The following is a 17,980-nucleotide window of genomic DNA, read 5'->3' as shown; positions in this document are numbered from 1 at the left end:
AGCCCTCCTTCGTCGGAGGGCGTGACCACCGGACCGTGTCTTCGATTGCCTCGCTTCGCTCGGTCATGTCAGCCCTCTTCGAGAAGGTCGATCGCGCGTTCGGGACAGTTCGACGCGGCCAGCCGCGCGTCCGGCTCCTTGCCCTCCGGGACGACGCCGTCGCCGAGGACCGTGCCGTAGCCCTCGTCGTCGTCGCCGAACAGGTCGGGGGCGAGGTCGTAACAGCGGCCGTGCCCCTGGCAGCGTCCGGAGTCGATCTGTGCTCTCACGGTGTCGTCCCGTCTGTGTTCGTATCGGTCATGGGCACCGTCTCCCGGGCCGCGGACCGGCTCGAGAACCGGAGCGTGCCGTCGTCGACGCGGCCGTGCCGCAGCTTGAGCAGGTCGTGCGCGTAGCTCATGCCGAGCCGCCACGGGGGCCGCGACCCGGCCTTGGGGAACTCGTCGATGGCGCGCAGCACGTACCCGGCCTGGAAGTCCAGCAGCGGGCGTTCGGTCACGGCCGGGTCGTCGTTGGCCGGGACGCACCGGTCGTACCCGTGGGCGTCCATGTAGCGGAGCAGCCGCACGACGTACTCGCTCACCAGGTCGGCCTTGAGGGTCCACGAGGCGTTGGTGTACCCGATCGTGAAGGCGAGGTTGGGCACGCCGCTGAGCATCATGCCCTTGTACGCCATGGTCTCCGGCAGCGCGACGTCCCGGCCGTCGACCGTGAGGCGCACGCCGCCGAGCGCCTGCAGCCGCAGGCCGGTGGCGGTGACGACGATGTCGGCCGCCAGCTCGGTGCCGGACGCGAGCCGCAGCCCGGTCTCGGTGAACTCCTCGATCCGGTCGGTGACCACCGACGCCCGCCCGTCGCGGATGGCGGCGAACAGGTCGCCGTCGGGCGCCACGCACAGCCGCTGGTCCCACGGCTGGTACCGCGGCTTGAAGTGGGTGTCGACGTCGTACCCCGGCGGCAGCAGCCGCGCCGTCGCCCGGCGGATGATCGACCGGACCACGCGCGGCCGGCGACGGCTGAGCCGGTAGAACAGCGTGCTCACCACGACGTTCTTCCACCGCGTGATCGGGTACGCGCGGCGGTCCCCGAGCAGCCGCCGCAGAGCGCCTGCGATCGCGTCCTCGGACGGCAGCGCGATGATGTACGTCGGCGAGCGTTGCAGCATCGTCACCCGCGCCGCCCGCTCGGCCATCGCCGGCACGAGCGTCACCGCCGTCGCGCCGCTGCCGATCACGACGACGTCCTTGCCGGTGTGGTCGAGGTCGTCCGGCCAGTGCTGCGGGTGGACCACGGTGCCGCGGAAGCGCTCGACGCCGGGGAAGTGCGGCGTGTGGCCGGCATCGTAGCGGTAGTAGCCGCTGCAGGCGTACAGGAAGCGGGCGGAGAGGCGTACCGTCTCGCCGTCGTGCACCGCCTCGACCGTCCAGCGGGCGTCCGCGCTGGACCACTCCGCGCGGACCACCCGGTGCCCGAACCGGATGTGCCGGTCGATGCCCGCCTCGGTGGCGGTGTCCCGGATGTAGCGCAGGATCGACGGGCCGTCGGCGATGGCCTTCGCCTGCGTCCACGGCCGGAACCGGTACCCGAGGGTGTTCATGTCCGAGTCCGACCGTACGCCGGGGTACCGGAACAGGTCCCAGGTGCCGCCGATCGTGTCGCGCGCCTCCAGGATCGTGTAGGTCCGCTCGGGGAAGGCCGACTGGAGGTGGTACGCCGCGCCGACGCCGGACAGACCGGCGCCGATGATCAGGACGTCGACGTGCTCATCGGGGTTGCTCATGGCCGCACCCCGGCCGTGGTCGTGGTCCGCGGCGACGAGGAGGACCGGCGGCGGCGTACGACCGCGAGGCCGCCCTTCGCCGGAGCGTTGGTGACGCCGCGCGAGTGCCACCGCTCGTCGCGTTCGTCCGTCGGCACCAGCGTGAAGTCACGCAGCAGCGTGCGCAGGGTGACGTTCATCTCCATGGTCGCGAACGCCGCGCCGACGCAGCGCCGGGTGCCGCCGCCGAACGGGATCCACTGGTGCAGGTCCGGCTTGGCGTCGACGAAGCGGTGCGGGTCGAAGGCCCGCGGGTTCGGGAAGATCGATTCGTCGTCGTGGACCAGCGTGATGCCGACGAGCACCGTGGACCCCTTCGGCAGGACCCACGGCCCGAGCTCCAGGGCGTCGGCCGTCACCTGCCGCCCGACGAGGTCGATGACCGGCCGGGTGCGCTGCACCTCCAGGATCGTCGCCTCGCGCAGCGCACGGCCGCCCGCGTCGTTCTCCTCGACGAGCTCCCGCAGCAGGTCGGGGTGCCGGCGGATCCGTTCGACCGCCCAGGCGAGCGTGGTCGCCGTCGTCTCGTGCCCGGCGACGAGCAGGGTGAGCAGCTCGTCGGCGATCTGGCCGTGGCTCATCCGGGAGCCGTCCTCGTAGCGGCTCTGCAGCAGCAGCGCGAGGACGTCGTCCCGCCGGTCGAGGTCGTCCTCCTCCGCCTTGGCGATCAGCGTCTCGACGATCGCGTCGTACTCGCGGCGCGCCATCCGGAACCGTCCCCAGGGGCTCCACCGGCCGAGATCGGTCCGGGGGATGGGCGCGACGGCCAGCCGGGACCCGAGGGCGACGGCCGGCGGGAGCAGCGTGCGCAGCCGGTCGAACTCGGCGCCCTCCGCGCCGAACACCGCGCGCAGGATGGCGTTCAGCGTGACGCGCATCATCGACGGCAAGGTGGCGAACGCCCGCTCCTGCGGCCAGGAGGCCATCTCGCGGACGGCCTCCTCCTCGATGATCTTCTCGTACGCGGCGAGCCGGCGGCCGTGGAAGGGCGGGACCAGCAGCTTGCGCTGCTCGCGGTGTTCCGCGCCGGTCAGCGCGAACAGCGAGCCGGGCCCGAGCACGCGCCCGAGGTTGGGTTCGAGGTTCTCCACGACGTCGGGCCCCGCGGTGAACAACCGCCGGACCTGCGCCGGGTCGCTGATGACCGTGGCCCGGCCGAAGACCGGCACGTTGACGGAGAACGCGTCGCCGTACCGGTCGCGCATCCGCCGCACCCCGCGCATGGGGGCGAGCAGGGCGAAGACGCCCTGCAGGAAGCGGGGACTCGGCGGGCCTGGCGGAAGCGTCGCGGTCGTCATGTCCGATGGCACCTTCCCACGGGGGTACGCGACGGTACCAGCCGCACGGTACGCCGCCGTACCATCCGCATCAAGGGCCGGTGTGAGGCGAGAGGTATAGCGTGACCTTGATGAGGACTGTCCGGCGCCTTCAGGACCAGACGGCGACCGCGGACGACGACGGTTTCCGCCGCCGGCTGCTCGACGGCCTCGCCGCCTCCATCCGCGAACAGGGCTACCGCAACACCACGATCGCCGACATCGTCCGTCGCGCCCGTACGTCCCGCCGGACGTTCTATGAGTACTTCTCCAGCAAGGACGCCTGCTTCGTCGCGCTCCTCACCGCCGCGAACGCGGAGATGATCGAACGGATCCTCGCCGCCGTCGACCCGGCCGCCCCGTGGAAGGCCCAGGTGCGCCAGGCGATCGAGGAGTGGATCGACTGCGCCGAGGCCGAACCCGCCATCATGCTGAGCTGGATCCGCGACGTGCCGTCGCTGGGCGACACCTCACGCCGCCTGCAGCGCGACATGACGGAGGCCTTCATCACCATGATCCAGACTCTGTGCGACACGGAGGAGTGGCACGCCAACGGCCCGGCCCCGGTCTCCCGGCAACTGACCATCATGCTCCTCGGCGGCCTGCGCGAACTGACCGCCATCACGGTCGAGGACAGCGGCCGCGTCCGCGACGTCACCGAGGTCGCCGTCCAGGCCTCCATCGCCCTCCTCGCCCCCCGATAGAAGAACGTGCCGGCGCGCAGCGCTCGTCGCCGGCCGGAAGTCTCAGATCCAGACCCGAAGGACGAATCTCGCCCATGAGCACACCCCCGTACGTCGGGCCCGAGCCGGCCGCGAGTCATCGGGAGATCGCGAACCTCATCGCGCGGTACGCCGAGCTCGTCGACGGTGGTGACTTCGCGGGGCTCGGCGCGCTCCTGGCCGACGCCACCTTCACCGGTAGTGGCTCGCCCGTCAGCGGGGCGGGCGCGATCGAGGAGATGTTCCGCGGCACGCTGATCGTGTACGGCGACGGCACGCCTCGGACCAAGCACGTCACCACCAACCTCATCGTCGAACTCGACGGGGACACCGCCGCCGCGCGGTCGTACGTCACCGTGTACCAGGCGTTGCCCGAACTGCCCCTCCAGCCCATCGCCGTCGGGCGCTACCAGGACCGGTTCGCGTGGGACGGCACGCGGTGGCGGTTCGCCGAGCGGCGTGTGCACATCGACCTCGTCGGGGACGTCAGCCGCCACCTGCGGGCGGCGGCCGGATAGCGGCGCGCCGCGTACGACGCCGATGGGCCGGGGAGGAGCGGCCCTCCCCGGCCCACCCGGGTCAGGTGAGTTTCCTCGGGCGGTAGGCGTGGAACTGGCTGCCGCTCGACAGGCCGTAGTCGCGGGTGCGGTAGTCCGTGCCGTACCCGCCGCGCTGCTCGTACTCCCAGTACGACGTGTGCGCGGTGTTCGCCCACTTCTCGAAGATGACGACGTGACGGGTGTCGGCGGTGCCGGTCGCGTCGATGACCAGGTCGCCCGGCTGCAACTGCGACATCGCGATGCGCGTGCTGACCGACGGTCCGGCCAGGCCGACGGTGTTCAGGCCGGGCCTGCCCAGTTCGAGGGCCATCGAGGCGTAGCCCGAGCAGTCGGTGCGGTATCCGTCGTGCGTCCTCGACTGGCTGTACGGCACGCGCATGGCGGTGTGCGGGTGCCACGTCCTGGCGTTGGCGAGCACCTGGGTCCGGCTGATGGTCGCGAGCGGCGTGATGGGCGTTTCCTGTGACGCGGTCCGTACGGGGAAGGTGCCGGCGAGGGGCGACGACGGGGTCGCGCTGAGCCCGTACACGGCCAGCGCCGCGCCGGAGAGCGCGAGTGCGCCGACACGGATTGCGAGATGCTGCGTACGCATGAGCTTCTCCTCCTGTTCGCGGGGATACGGCATTCCGCCGTAGGGCGACGTTGAATAACGTAGATAGCGATGCTGTTCGGCGTCACAGGAATGGCTTGCCGGTAGCGATATCTGAAAAATGACTGAATTATTTCGACGGGGACGTAATAGAGGACCGATTCCCTTCCATGCGTCCGAACCGATTGGTATATTGACCTACCGTTCAACTGGTACGTTCAAGTACCGCATCTCTCCGTCCCCCCGGGAGAACTCATGCGCTCGACGCGTCTGACCAAGTACGCGGCCCTCGCCGGCGCTCTGGCCGTACCACTGGTGGTGCCGCTGTCGGCGGCGAGCCCGGCCTCCGCCTCCGGTCCGGCGAGTTCGGCCTACGGCATCTACGCCGGTGGCGCGCTGGCCATTCCGGCACAGCCGGCGGTGACCTCCGCGACCCAGCCGAACCGCAAGGCGCTCGAACTTCCGAAGAACCCGGTGTTCAATCTCGCGCTGTTCACCGTGGAGGCCAAGGGCCACCACGCGTCGGCCGGCGTCCTGGACCTGCGGTTGAGTCACCCCGGGCTCAAGACGAAGCTCCCCACCGGGCTGCTCTCCGCGCAGACGATCGCCGCGAAGTGCGACAACGGCGTCGGCTCGGCCCACCTCGCCGACATCTCGGTGGCGGGCCACGACGTGCCGATCGGCGGCCCGCCCAACACCGACATCGTCATCCCGACGCGGGGCTTCGGTCTGCGCGTGACGCCCAACAAGCAGGTCCAGAACCCGGACGGCACGTTGACGGTCGTCGCCCTGGAGCTGGACATCTCGATCGGCGGCAGCGTCCAGACCATCGACCTCGCCTCCGCCACCTGCGGACGCGCGGACGGCAAGCCGGCCCCGACGCCGACCGTGCCCGGTACGAAGACCTCCCCTTCTTCCTCCGCGTCGTCCTCGGCCGGCGGCACGCCGTCCGCGGCGCACGTCAAAGAGGCCCCGCGGCCCACCCCGGTCCCGACCGACCTCCCGGTCGCCGGCTGACCGCGGGCGGCCGCGCCGCGGGCTCAGCGGGCGACGGCGGCCTCCACGGACGCGGAGGGCAGGCGGACCGTGAACGCCGCTCCGCGGCCCGGTTCCCCGGTCGCGCCCACCCGGCCGCCGTGGCTGTCGACGACCTCCCGCACCAGGGCCAGGCCCAGGCCGAACCGGCGTCCGTCGCCGGCGTTGCCGTGTTTGAAGCGTTCGAAGATCAGCCGTTCCTGGTCCTGGTCGAAGCCGACGCCGTCGTCCCGTACGGTCAGGACCACCTCGCGGCGCTTCGCCGTACGGTCGAGGGTCAGCTCGATGTGACCGCCCGGCGGCGTGTGGGTGAGGGCGTTGTCGACCAGCGCGCCCACGACCCGGCGCAGCGCGGCCGGCACGCCCAGGACCAGGTACCCGCCGGGATCGCGGCGGACCTCCAGCGCGATCGACCGGGCCTGCGCCCGCGCGGACTCCGCGTCGGCCACCGACTCCACGATGGCCGCGAGGTCGACGAGCTCGCGGCGCGCCGTCGCGTGGCCCAGCTGCGCCGACATGAGCAGGTCCTCGATCACCTCGCCGAACTGCCGGGTGTCGGAGACGATCGTGCGCAGGTCCTTGTCGATGTCCGCCGTGGGCGCGCGGCGGGCGAGCAGCTGCGCGCGCGTGTGCAGCCGGGTCAGCGGCGTGCGCAGCTCGTGGCTGGCGTCGGCCACGAAGCGGCGCTGCCGGCGCAGCGCCTCCTCCAGCGGCGAGATGGCGCGCCGGGCCAGCACCTGTCCGGTCACCAGGGCGGCGAGCAGCCCGGCGAGCTCGGCGACGGTGAGCGCGAGGTAGAGCCGCTGCCGTTCCTGCTGCTGGTACCGCAGGTCCATGGCGGCCTGGACGACCGTGCCGCCCCGGCGGCCGGTGCGGATGAGGTAGTCGATCCCGTGGATCCTCCGCCGTTCGACCAGCGCCCCGCCGCCGTTCGCCACCCGGCGCAGGCTCGACCGGACCGGGAGGTCGGCCGGCGCGCTCGGCGTACGGCGGAGCGAGCCGCCGTCCTGGGCGAACATCCACACACACGGCGGCGGGCTCTCGACGCTGCTGCGGGCCACGTAGAACCGCAGGTCGCGCTCGGCGTCACGCTGCTGGCCCCCGGTCGTCGCGACGAACATCAGCGCGCCGACGACCAGCACCACGCCGGTGATCGCGCCGGCCAGCTGCGCGGTCAGCAGCCACCGGGCTCTGGCCAGCGACCGGCCGTCGAACTCCTGCGGTTCTCTCATAGCTCCCCCAGCCGGTAGCCGAAGCCCCGGACGGTGCGTACGGCCCCGCGGCCGAGCTTGCGGCGAAGATAGTGAACGTAGGTGTCGACGATGGAGTCGGTGGCGGCGTCCTGGAACACCGTCAGCTGCAGGTCCTCGCGCGAGTGCACCGTCTTCGGGCGGCTCGCCAGCGTCCGCAGCAGCTCGAACTCCCGCTTGGAGAGCTCGACCTCGTCGCCGTCCGGCAGCAGCACCCGCCGGCGCACCAGGTCGATCTCCGCGGCGCCCAGCGGGAGCGTCCGCGCGGCGTCGCGGTGCCGGCGGTGCAGCGCCCGTATCCGCGCCAGCAGCTCCTCGATGTCGAACGGCTTGACGAGGTAGTCCTCCGCGCCGGAGTCGAGCCCGGCGACCCGGTCGGCGACCGTGCCGAGGGCGGTGAGCACGAGCACGGGCGTGGCGATCCCCTTGCTCCGGATCCGTCTGATCAGGTCGAGCCCGTCGACGGCGGGCAGCACCCGGTCGATGACGAGGACGTCGTACGCCCGGGTCAGCGACAGGTGCAGGCCGCGCTGGCCGTCTCCGGCCGTCTCGACCTGATAGCCCTCACCGGTGAGCAGTTCCTTCAGCATCTCGGCGATCTCCGTGTCGTCCTCGACGAGGAGCACACGCCGCGGTGAATCTGACAGCTCGGTCACCACGAGGTAAGCATCGCATGTTGATCGCCTCCGCGAGCGGAGAAATGTCACGCTTTGCCGAGCAGCCTTCCCGGGTTGACCGCACTGACCTGGTGGACCTCCTCCTCGGTCAGGCCGAACGCGTTCATGTGCGCCAAGAGCAGGCGCAACGCCTCGACGGTGTGCGGGAACAGTGGCTCTCCGGCGTCGCTGGACAGGGTCACGTGGTCGGTGCCGAGCGCCTGGATGGTGCGGCACATGTCCGCGGGGTTCACCCCGAGCAGCGGCGAGATCTCGTCGTAGGTGAAGTTCAGGTACACGCCCGCGGAGGCGAGCTCCTTCATCTGCTCCAGGGACAGGTCGATGAAGGGGCTGAACGGGTGGTCGATCACCGCCTTGGTGATGCCCAGGTTCCGCACCTCCTCGGCCATCGCGAAGATCTCCTCGTGCGTCGCGTGGGCGAACGAGACCATGACGTCCCGGTCGGCGACCATCCGGAAGATCTCCTTGTACTCGGGCTTGAGCCGTCCGTGCTCGTCGAGCGTGTACGCCCCCACCTTCAGCGCCTGGTCCCAGGGCAGCGGATCGCTCCACTCCTTCGGGTCCTCGCTGCCGCCCCACCAGATCGGCGGCCCGCCGACCTTGCTCAACGTGTTGGCGCTCCGGAAGACCGGCATCCAGACCGCGGACACGCCGTCGTCCAGGTGCCGGCGCGCCGCCTCCACGAGCGGCAGCCCCCGCGTGTCGGTGGTGATCCAGCCCGACCACACCTGGATCGGCTCGATCTCCGTCTCCTCGCTCCAGGCGGCCAGGTCCCGCTCGATCTCGCGGACCACGGCGGCGGGGCCCGCCGCGGCGGGCCTGTTCATGCCCTGCACGCTCTTGTACAGCAGCCCGCCCATGCCGCTGGCCGAGGCCAGCTTCGCGATGGCCAGCGCGTCCTGCTGACCCTCGTGCGCGTGACAGTGGATGTCGATCGCGCCCTCCACGCCGCGGATGGCGGGCGGGTGCAGCGGCTCGGCGCGGTAGCCCATGCGGGCGCGGTACGCGTCCAGGAACCGGTCGTGCGGCGCGTTGTTCGGCTTGCGGAGCCGCGCCTCGGCGAACTCCTCCATGTCGAGGTCCACTGGGTCCTCAGCCCTCCTGTTCGCTGGATGCGATGACTTCCACGAGCGGCCGGCCGGCGGTCTCCACACCGGTGCGCCACAGCGCGTACGCGGCGGCGGCGACCGGGACGGCGGAGACGAACGCGAGCGTCCCGACGCGCGGCGCCGTGGTCAGCAGCAGCGGCCCGAACATGCCGCCGACCTTGCTCGACGCGGCGGCCACGCCGCTGCCGGTGGCGCGCATCGTCGTGGGGTAGACCTCCGCGGCGTACGGGGCGAGCATCGCGATCATGCCGGCCGCGCCGGACAGCAGGAGGCTGACCAAGGCGACGAGCAGCACACCGTGACCGGGCCCGCTCGGATCGAGCGTCCCGAACAGCAGGAGCACCAGCCCCGTGACCAGCGCGTAGGTCAGCATGGCCCGCCGGCTGCTCCAGCGCGCGTACGCGACGGCGGCCACCGCCGTGGCCGGCAGCGCGAACACCGAGGCCAGGAGCAGCAGGTCGCTGGCCTGCGTCCCCGCGCCCGCCGCCTGCAGGAACACCGGCAGGAACGTGATGAAGCCCCAGTTCACGACGCCCCAGCCGAGCCCGTACACCAGGATGCCCGCGGTGCGCGGCAGCAGCGACCCGGTCAGCAGCGTGGCCGGCCGTGGCGGGGGAGCGTCGGCGACGGGAGCGGGTTCGGCGGGAACGGCGCGCACTCCGTACCGGCGCATCACCTCGGCCGCCTCGTCCTCCCGCCCGCAGGCGAGCAGGAAGCGCGGCGACTCGGGGATCCACCGGGTGAGCACGACGAGCAGCAGCCCGGTCGGCGCGCCGAGCAGCCAGAGCACGCGCCAGCTCAGGTGCGGCACCAGCAGCGAGGTGGCGCCGCTCGCGATGAGGTAGCCGAGCGCGGTGGCCAGGCCGCTCTGCAGCACCATCAGCCAGCCCCGCTGCCGCGCCGGGATCGACTCCGACATCAGCGAGTACGCGATGGGCAGCATGCCGCCGGCGGCGGCGCCCATGGCGAAGCACATCGCCAGGTTCCATCCGAACGACGGCATGAAGCCGCAGATCGAGGTGGCGACGTACATCAGCCCGGAGAACAGGATCGTCGACCGGCGGCCGAAGATGTCGGCGAGGTAGCCCCACAGCAGCGAGCCGACCACGGTGCCGGTGATGGCCACGAACGGCAGCGTCGCGATCTCCGAGTGGTCGAGCCCGTACTCCTTGACCATGCCCGGAGCGGTGAACCCGAGCGACGCCGGCTTCATGGTGTCGATGACCAGGCCGACGAACAGCACGATCGCCAGGAGCCGGTGCGCCGGGCTGAGCTCGGCCCGGTCGAGGGCCGCGTACCGCTGCGTCGCGGGGACGCGGCGCGCCCGCGCGGCCCGCTCGGCGCGGTCGGGCAGCAGGCCCCAGACCGCGAGCGCCAGCCCGGCGACGATCAGCGCCATGCCGGTGGTCATGACGCCGCCCATCGGCATGCCGGCCATCATGAAGTGGTCGTGGCGCGCCTTCACGTAGTCGGGGAAGTGCATCGCCACCCCGGCCAGCACGAGGACCGAGCCGATCGCGAACCCGTACCGCCTCATCGTGTCGCCTCCGCGAAGTAACGGGCGGCCAGCCGATGGCGCCGGGCGTCCCAGACCATGTAGGTGCCGAAACCGAGCTGGACCACGCTGCGCCAGACGTCCTCCCACCGGTCGCGCAGGCGGAGCAGCGGGAGCCGGACCCGCAGGGCGCGGTCGTCCGTACGGGGGAGGAGGACGCACGGCCCCCGGTTCGGCAGCGACCGGGTGTGCGCGGCCGAGGTGCGGAGCGCGAACCGGCGCAGCGTCTCCCGTGCGACCACGCGCATCGTCAGCGGCGCCACGCCCCGCGCCGGGCAGGGCCGGTTGGCGGTGACCCCGAACGGGATGTGGTTGGCCTCCCGCACCGCGAGCGTCCGCCAGCGGTCGGGGTCGAACCGTTCGGGGTCCTCGTACCCGGTCGTGTGGAAGGAGGGGTAGTCGAAGCACAGCACCGAGCCGGCCGGCAGCGTCGTCCGCTCGTCCACGGTGATGTCCTTGGAGGTGATGCGGTGCGCGATGCCGAACAGCGGGTAGCGGCGCAGGCTCTCGTTGATCACCTGGTCCAAGTAGGCGTCGTCGCCGGGGTCGCGCGCCAGGCGTTCCCGCACGTCCGGGTGCTGGGCGATCGCCATCAGCAGGTGCGCCATCGCCTCGGACATCTGGACGACGGCGGTGTTGAAGAAGGCGCCCTGCAGGTAGTACACCCGCTCCTCGCGGGACAGCGACGACGGCAGCGGGTGCGGGATCTCCTCCAGCCGGTCCCGCAGGTAGGCGGTCAGCCGGACGCGACGGTCCATGTGCCGCAGGCCGCAGCACTTGAGCGCCGTCACGACGTCGTCGGCGTTGCCGACGATGAGGTCGCGGGCCTCCGGCGGGCACGGCCGGCCGAAGACGAGCTCGTAGTAGAACTCCGCCCAGATCGGCATCATCAGGTCGCGCAGCCGGACCAAACCGGGCGGCGTGGCGTCGAGCGTACGGGCCGCGCACGCGGCGGCGAGCCGTTCGACCTCCGGCTTCGGGCGGGCCAGGATCCGCCGGGTCGTACGGGCCACCTCGTCGTACCGCTCGCCGGGTTCCAGGTGCTCCTGGTGCACCTCGGGCCCGGGGGCCAGCCAGTACCAGAACAGGTCCGACAGCCGCGCGCCCCGGCTGCGGCCGTCGGCGGCCGGGTCGGAGTAGACCCGGGTGAAGTCCCGGATGCCGACGCTCCGCCCGGGGATCGGGACGCCCTCGTCACCATTGATCCGGGCGAAGATCCACATCCGCAGCGCCACGACGACCCGGGGCAGCCAGTACGGCAGGCTCACCACCACGACCACGAGAGCGGCGAGGGTCAGTGGCAGCACCGGACCTCCCGTACCAGGTCGCGAGTGACCGCGCGCGGTCCGTCGCAGCCGCAGAGGGTGAGCGTGTGCGCGGTCTCGGCGCGCAACGTCTCCAGCACGCGCGTGACCCCGGCCTCGCCGTCGGCGGCCAGGCCCCACAGGATCGGCCGGCCCACCGCGACCGCACTCGCCCCCAGGGCGAGCGCCTTCACCACGTCGGTGCCGCGCCGGACGCCTCCGTCGAGCAGCAGCGGCACCCGTCCCTCGACCGCCTCCGCGACGAGCGGGAGCTGGTCGATGGTCGCGGGCATCGTGTCGAGCTGCCGGCCGCCGTGGTTGGACACCAGGAGGGCGTCGACGCCCCGCTCGACCGCGAGGCGGGCGTCCAGCGGATGCAGCGCGCCCTTGAGCACGATCGGCAGCGGTGTGATCTCCCGCAGCCAGTCGATGTGGCGCCAGGAGATCTCCGGGGAGAGCACGACCTGGCGTACGCTGCCCGGCTCGCCGCCGCGCAGCTCGCGCAGGTTCTCGCACCGCATCCCGTCGGGCAGGTCGTGGAAGGCGTTCCGGTCGTTGCGCTCGTGGCGGCCCAGCGCGGGCGAGTCGACGGTGACCACCAGGGCGCGGCAGCCCGCGGCCTCCGCGCGCCGGACGATCGCCTCGGTGAAGCCGAGGTCGGGCTGGACGTAGAGCTGGAACCACAGGGCGGGGTCCGCGGCGACCTTGCCGGCCTCGGCCGTGATGTCCTCGATCGCCACGGTGGACAGCATCGCCGCGATCATGATCGTGCGGGCCTCCGCGGCGGCGCGGGCCGTGGCGCGTTCGGCGTCCGGATGGGCCAGCCGGTGGAAGGCCGTGGGCGACATCAGGATCGGCATCGACGCGTCCGCGCCGAGCAGAGTGACGTCGAGGGCGGGCGCCGCCGCACCGCGCAGGATCCTCGGTACGAGCGCGAGGCGGGCGAACGCCGACTCGTTCGCCCGCAACGTGACCTCGTCCTGCGCGGCGCCGGCGAAGTAGTCGTAGTGCACGGGGTCGAGGCGTTCGCGGGCGAGGGCCTCGAACTCGCGGACGTTCACCGGGTCCATGGTCAGGCCTCCACCAGCTTGGGCGCGAGGAAGTCCCGCAGCGGGACGCGGTAGTCCTCCTCGCCCGACCAGTCGTTGCAGATGTCCTCCTTCAGCCGGAGGTCGGCGAGCACCTGGCCGCGGTGGTAGTGGCGGACCACCGGATGCAGGTACCGGTCGTCGAGGCTCGGGTCGGCCTCCCAGGCGCGACCGGCCTCGACGTCGAACGGGTCGATCGTGGAGTGCCCTCGGCCGTACTCCAGCGAGACCGTGAAGTACCGGTCGGCCCGGCCGAAGTCGCTCTCTCGCACGTAGTCGAGCGGCATCTCCTCGTAGTAGCGCGCGGTCCCGTCCGACCCGACGGTGACCAGGTCGCACAGGAACCCGTACTGCTGCCAGAGCGCGGAGGTGCGGTTGATCCGGCCCAGCACCGCGTCGGTCAGCTCGTCGGGTTTGGCGGACAGTCCCCGGTACGGCCATTCGACGCCCTCGTACCTGCTCTCGAACATGTGCCACAGTGCGCGAATGCCGTAGCGGAAACCGTGGGTGAAGGCGCTCGTGTACTTCTTGAAGTCGCGGACCTGCGTCAGCGTTCCGGCGAAATAGAGGTCCGGTACGTTGACCGACTCCCATTCGCTGGTCAGTGCCGGGAAACGGTCGTTGATCGCGAGTTCCGGGCGGCACTCGTCGGTGAATATCGAGGAGTCGAGCTTGAATCCCGTGCAGGCGATGACCCGGTCGTAGGCGAGCCGCACGACCTTGTCACGGCGCGCGTAGCTCAGCGTCATCACGAATTCGTCGCCCTGGCGTTCGATCCGCTGGATGACGCCGTCGAGCACCATGTTCTGCGTCTTGAGCTGGTACGTGTCCAGGAAATTGTTGTTCACCGCGCGGAGGTGCCCGATGAAGTGGGTGCGCCAGGCGAATTTGATCGCGCTCGGCCCGACCAGGTGGATGACGGCGGCCTTCTCGGTGATGGCGTCGGCCGTCTCGAACGCGGAGTTGCCCTTGCCGATGATGAGGACGCGCTGGTCCGTGAAGTCCTCCGGGTCGACCGAGACCTCGGTGTACGGCTCGGCGAGCTCGATGCCGGGAACCGGCGGGAGGTACGGCGCGCTGAACCCGGTCGCCACGATGAGCCGCCGCCCCCGGTGCACGTTCCCGCTGTCGTCGGTCACCGCGAACCCGTCTTCGTCCCGCGCCACCCGGGCGGCGCGCGTGCGCGTGCGCACGTTCAGGCCGAGCCGCTCCGCGAAGTCCTGGAGGTAGCGGAGGTAGTCGTCGGCGTGCGGGAAATAGCGTTCGGTGTAGCGGGTGAAAAGCAGATCCGGGTCGTCGCTGAGCAGCGAGTTCCAGTCCATCCGCAGATTGAGCTCCGGATCGTCCCACCCGGTGTGCGGCTTGTTGATGGAGATCATCTGGCGATGGCGTGGAAAGTCGCGGTAGAAGTCTCCTGCGGTCTCGCCCGCCTCGAGAATCAAATAGTCGCGACCGGCCCGATGCAGAAAGTAACCGAGCTGCAGGCCGGCCGGGCCGGCTCCGATGATGAGATAATCCACGATTTCCGGCACGCGCGGCCTCCCGGTATCCGAGGAGTTCGAACGGTCCGGAAGCTAGTCAGGATTTCTCAGAGTCCTCCAAGAAAGGTCGGAGCGCCCGACGTTCCCGCGTATCGGTCCCCAGAGGGGCGGAGCCGATGTCGCGGAACGTGGCCGCGGTCCCGCCGGGTCACCTTCACCGTCCGCCCGTACCTGTCGATCCTCCGCCCGGCGGGTGGCGCGAGCATGGCCGGCCAGGCCGTCTGTCCCGCGTTCTCGCTGGTAGCATGCGCTCAAGTGGGGCATCGATGGCGTTTACCGGCACTCTGACCGCCGAGGTCGAGTCGTTCGGCATACGCACCACGCTCATGAGCACCGGGATGGCAGCCGGCGAGGCCGGGGCCCCGTACGCGAGGTGACCGCCCGCTGACACAGCGGTCGCGGAGTCCTCCGAACCGATGCCGGCTCGTCGGCATCAGTTGAGGTGTCCGTGTTTCTTAGCGTTTATCCTCGGCGACCGGTCGGCGGTCTCTCAGACTGGTGTGGGCCGACAAGAGGGATGGATCGTGGACAGGCGCCTGTACGGGACGGTGGCGGCGATGCGGGACCACGCTCGGATCACGAACGCGGGAGGCGTGTCGCCGCGCGCGATGCGTGTCGAACGCCTGGTGCGCCCGTACGACCGTGACGCGGGCAGCGGGCTGGACCTCACGGGGCGGCTCTACGGGCGGGAGCCCGACACGGCGGCGCTCGCGTCCGCGCTGGACGCGGTCGCCGGTGGCCGGGCCCGGCTGCTCTCCCTGGAGGGGGCGGCGGGCGCGGGCAAGAGCGCCCTCCTGGCCCGGGCGCGGGCGGACGCCCGGCGGCGCGGATGGACCGTGCTCACGGGCCGGGCGGCCATGCTGGAGGCCGCCAACGACTTCGGCGTGCTGCGGCAGGTCCTGGCCGGGCTGCCGCCCGCGCCGGACGGCCGGGCGGTGCCCGCGCTCCGTACGGCGCAGGACGACGCCTCGCCCTTCGACGTGTTCGAGCTGGTGTCGGCCCACCTGTTCGACGTCACCGCGGGCGCGCCGGTGCTGATCACGCTGGACGACCTGCAGTGGTGCGACACCCTGTCCCTTCGCTGGCTCGCCTACCTCGCGCACCGGAGCGCGGACCTGCCGCTCGCCCTCGTGCTGGCCAGTTCGCCGCGGGAGATGAGCGAGCAGCAGTTCCTGCTCGACGAGCTGATCGCCTCCTGCGAGCGGCGCACGCTGCACCGGCTGACCCAGGCCCACCTCAGCCGGTGGATCGCCGACGTCATGGGCGCCGGCGCCGACGACGCCTTCGTCGCCGAGTGCCATCGGGTCACCGGCGGCAACGGCGCGCTGCTGGCCGACCTGCTGCCGGCCCTGGCCGCGCGTTCCGTACCGCCGGTGGAGGAGTCGCTGGCCTCGATCGAGGACATCGGCGGCGCCGCCGTGTCGCGCCGCGTGCTGTCCTGGATCAGGCGGTGCGGTCCCGAGGCGCCGGCCGTCGCGCAGGCCGTCGCGGTCCTCGGCGACGACGGTGAACTCGTCCTGGTCGCCCAGCTCGCGGGGCTCGACCTGGACGCCGCAGCCAGGGCGGCCGACCGGCTGATCAAGATGGACGTCCTGACCAACACCTCGCCGCTGCGCTACGTCCACTCGCTGACGCGGGCGGTGGTGCACGCGGGGATCTCCGCCGGGCTCCGGACGTCGCAGCGGCTGCGCGCCGCGCGTCTGGTCCGCGACCACTACGCCGAACCTGAGCGCGCCGCCGCGCATCTCATGGCCGTGGACATGTCCAGTGAGCCCTGGGCGCTGGAGACGCTCAGGGCCGCCGCCGACGCCGCCCTCGAACGCGGGCTGCCCGAGCAGGCCCTCGGATACCTGCGCCGGGCGCTCGCCGAGCCGATGCCGGTCTCCGCTCGCGCCGAACTCCTGGCCGGCATCGGCGCCACCGAGATCGGTGCGGGCGTCGCCGGCGCCGAGAGCACGCTCCACGAGGCCCTCGCGATCGCCACCGAGCCGTCGCTCCGCGTCCGGATCGGGGTCGATCTGGCCTATGTGGACGCCGTCGCCGGACGTCCGCTCAAGTCGGCCCTGGAGGTCGTGGACGAGGTCTGTGCGCGGCTGCCGCCGGGGCGCGACGAGCTCGCGGCAGAGGCGGAGCTGGGCGTCTTCGCGGCGTACACGGCCTCCGCCGACGCGGGCGAGTTCCTCGACCGGCGGATGGCCCGGCTCCGCGACCGGGCCGCCGACGACGCGCGCCTGACCGTGCTGGCCGGCGTGGTCGACGCCTGGTCCGGCGCCCGGCGCGGGCGCGATCGGGCGGAGTGCGTACGCCGCGCGCGGTCCGCACTGGAGACCATCGACCACCAGCGGACCTGGGAGCTCCGGCTGCGGTTGCCCGCCGTGAGCGCGCTCATCGACGCCGAGGAGTACGACCTCGTCGGCGACCTCCGCGGGATCGACGGCCACTTCGGGCACCGCCAGGGCACCGCGGGCGACGCGACGGTCGCGGCCTGCCTCCGCGGGCGCCTCGCGTACGGACGCGGCGACCTGAAGGTGGCCCGTACGGTGCTCGGCACGGCGCTGAAGCACCCGTCGGTGGCCGGTACGGACGGGGTCGCGCGGCTGGTGAGCGTGCTGACGGACCTCGGCGACCTGGACGCCGCCGACCGGCTGATCCGTGAGCACGCCCCCGCGGCGACGACGGCGCCGACGTGGGCGACCGCGGTGTTCGCCTTCGCCCGCGCGTCGCTGTGCCTGGCGCGGAACCAGCGCAAGGAGGCGCTGGAGGGCTTCCTGGAGACGGGTCGCGGCCTGCGCGCACTCGGCGTCGACAACCCGGCGGCGCTCCCGTGGCGTTCGCGGGCCGCACGGTGCCATGCCCTTCTCGGCGACGGCGCGGCCGCGCGGGCGCTGGCGGCGGAGGAGGTGGCGCTCGCCCGGCGCTGGGGGAGCCCCCGCGCGCTCAGCACCGCCCTCGCCGCGTCCGGAGTGGTCTCGGGGGATCCGGCGGCCGCGCTCGAGGCCGTCATGGTCCTCGACCGGACGGACGCGGAGCTCCACCGGGCGATGGCGCTGGTGGACCTGGGCACGGTCGAGCTGGAGACCGGCGCCGTCGATCGGGCCCGCGACCATCTCCAGGACGGGTTCGCCCTGGCCCGGGTGATCAACGCCCGGCCGGTCTGGCTCCGGGCGGCCCGGTACATCAAACGCGCCGGCGGGCGGCCGGACCTGGGCCGCATCGGCGGCGTGACCGCGCTCACGGCGCAGGAACGCGCCGCGGCGGAACGGGCTGCCGCAGGTGCCACCAACCGCCAGATCGCCGACGATATGGTGCTCACACAGCGCACCGTCGAGCAGTACCTGACGAGTGTCTACCGCAAGCTCGGCATCACCGGGCGACCCCAACTGGCCGCGGCCCTGTCCTGCTGAGCCGCCGCCGG

At 72.0% G+C, this 17,980-nt stretch carries 15 protein-coding genes; 4 read left to right on the top strand and 11 right to left on the bottom strand.

The window, feature by feature from the left end; all coding sequences use genetic code 11:
* Positions 1-68 precede the first annotated feature (68 nt).
* Genes QSK37_RS16960 through QSK37_RS16950 form a run of 3 tightly spaced genes read right to left on the bottom strand, consistent with a single transcriptional unit; the run spans position 69 to position 3,117 of the window.
* Positions 69-269: a ferredoxin gene (locus QSK37_RS16960; protein WP_285621744.1), complete on the bottom strand. Its 201-nt coding sequence runs from the start codon at positions 267-269 to the stop codon at positions 69-71.
* A complete protein-coding gene (locus tag QSK37_RS16955; protein ID WP_285621741.1) occupies positions 266-1,780 on the bottom strand; it encodes a flavin-containing monooxygenase in 1,515 nt (504 codons plus the stop codon). The genes QSK37_RS16960 and QSK37_RS16955 overlap by 4 nt, the downstream gene beginning before the upstream one ends.
* On the bottom strand, positions 1,777-3,117 hold the full coding sequence (locus tag QSK37_RS16950; RefSeq protein WP_285621738.1) for a cytochrome P450: 1,341 nt from the start codon (positions 3,115-3,117) through the stop codon (positions 1,777-1,779). Before QSK37_RS16950 ends, QSK37_RS16955 begins: the two co-directional genes overlap by 4 nt.
* A 110-nt stretch (positions 3,118-3,227) precedes the next feature.
* On the opposite strand from QSK37_RS16950, the gene QSK37_RS16945 reads away from it, so the two are divergent.
* Positions 3,228-3,839: a TetR/AcrR family transcriptional regulator gene (locus QSK37_RS16945; protein ID WP_285621735.1), complete on the top strand. Its 612-nt coding sequence runs from the start codon at positions 3,228-3,230 to the stop codon at positions 3,837-3,839.
* Between the two features lie 74 nt (positions 3,840-3,913).
* Positions 3,914-4,375 carry a nuclear transport factor 2 family protein gene (locus tag QSK37_RS16940; protein ID WP_285621732.1) on the top strand — a complete coding sequence of 154 codons (462 nt, stop codon included), beginning with the start codon at positions 3,914-3,916 and terminating at the stop codon, positions 4,373-4,375.
* 61 nt (positions 4,376-4,436) lie between these two features.
* Here QSK37_RS16940 and QSK37_RS16935 read toward each other — a convergent pair whose 3' ends face one another.
* The gene (locus tag QSK37_RS16935) at positions 4,437-5,009 is read right to left on the bottom strand and encodes an NlpC/P60 family protein (protein WP_285621730.1); all 573 of its coding nucleotides are present in this window, start codon (positions 5,007-5,009) and stop codon (positions 4,437-4,439) included.
* A gap of 252 nt (positions 5,010-5,261) precedes the next feature.
* Here QSK37_RS16935 and QSK37_RS16930 point away from each other — a divergent pair, with 252 nt between their 5' ends.
* A complete protein-coding gene (locus QSK37_RS16930; protein WP_285621724.1) occupies positions 5,262-6,023 on the top strand; it encodes a choice-of-anchor P family protein in 762 nt (253 codons plus the stop codon).
* 23 nt (positions 6,024-6,046) lie between these two features.
* Here QSK37_RS16930 and QSK37_RS16925 read toward each other — a convergent pair whose 3' ends face one another.
* The 7 genes from QSK37_RS16925 to QSK37_RS16895 are packed head-to-tail and all read right to left on the bottom strand — an operon-like array spanning position 6,047 to position 14,556.
* Positions 6,047-7,273 carry a sensor histidine kinase gene (locus QSK37_RS16925; protein ID WP_285621721.1) on the bottom strand — a complete coding sequence of 409 codons (1,227 nt, stop codon included), beginning with the start codon at positions 7,271-7,273 and terminating at the stop codon, positions 6,047-6,049.
* Entirely contained in the window at positions 7,270-7,950 is a 681-nt protein-coding gene (locus tag QSK37_RS16920) for a response regulator transcription factor (RefSeq protein ID WP_285621718.1), read from the bottom strand. Before QSK37_RS16920 ends, QSK37_RS16925 begins: the two co-directional genes overlap by 4 nt.
* Before the next feature lie 44 nt (positions 7,951-7,994).
* Positions 7,995-9,053 carry a DUF6282 family protein gene (locus QSK37_RS16915; RefSeq protein ID WP_285621715.1) on the bottom strand — a complete coding sequence of 353 codons (1,059 nt, stop codon included), beginning with the start codon at positions 9,051-9,053 and terminating at the stop codon, positions 7,995-7,997.
* A 7-nt stretch (positions 9,054-9,060) separates the two neighbouring features.
* Positions 9,061-10,614, bottom strand: a complete 1,554-nt coding sequence (locus QSK37_RS16910) for an MFS transporter (protein WP_285621712.1) — start codon at positions 10,612-10,614, stop codon at positions 9,061-9,063.
* Positions 10,611-11,939, bottom strand: a complete 1,329-nt coding sequence (locus QSK37_RS16905; RefSeq protein ID WP_285621709.1) for a cytochrome P450 — start codon at positions 11,937-11,939, stop codon at positions 10,611-10,613. The genes QSK37_RS16910 and QSK37_RS16905 overlap by 4 nt, the downstream gene beginning before the upstream one ends.
* Positions 11,927-13,006 carry an alpha-hydroxy acid oxidase gene (locus QSK37_RS16900; RefSeq protein WP_285621706.1) on the bottom strand — a complete coding sequence of 360 codons (1,080 nt, stop codon included), beginning with the start codon at positions 13,004-13,006 and terminating at the stop codon, positions 11,927-11,929. The genes QSK37_RS16905 and QSK37_RS16900 overlap by 13 nt, the downstream gene beginning before the upstream one ends.
* Before the next feature lie 2 nt (positions 13,007-13,008).
* Positions 13,009-14,556: an NAD(P)-binding domain-containing protein gene (locus tag QSK37_RS16895; protein ID WP_285621703.1), complete on the bottom strand. Its 1,548-nt coding sequence runs from the start codon at positions 14,554-14,556 to the stop codon at positions 13,009-13,011.
* 533 nt (positions 14,557-15,089) lie between these two features.
* Here QSK37_RS16895 and QSK37_RS16890 point away from each other — a divergent pair.
* Positions 15,090-17,969: a helix-turn-helix transcriptional regulator gene (locus QSK37_RS16890; RefSeq protein WP_285621700.1), complete on the top strand. Its 2,880-nt coding sequence runs from the start codon at positions 15,090-15,092 to the stop codon at positions 17,967-17,969.
* Positions 17,970-17,980: the final 11 nt, after the last annotated feature.

Origin of the sequence: Actinoallomurus iriomotensis (assembly GCF_030269445.1) — a bacterium.
GTDB lineage: Bacteria > Actinomycetota > Actinomycetes > Streptosporangiales > Streptosporangiaceae > Actinoallomurus > Actinoallomurus iriomotensis.
The sequence above is the reverse complement of the archived record's forward strand: the minus strand, read 5'-3'. Positions and strand labels throughout refer to the sequence as shown.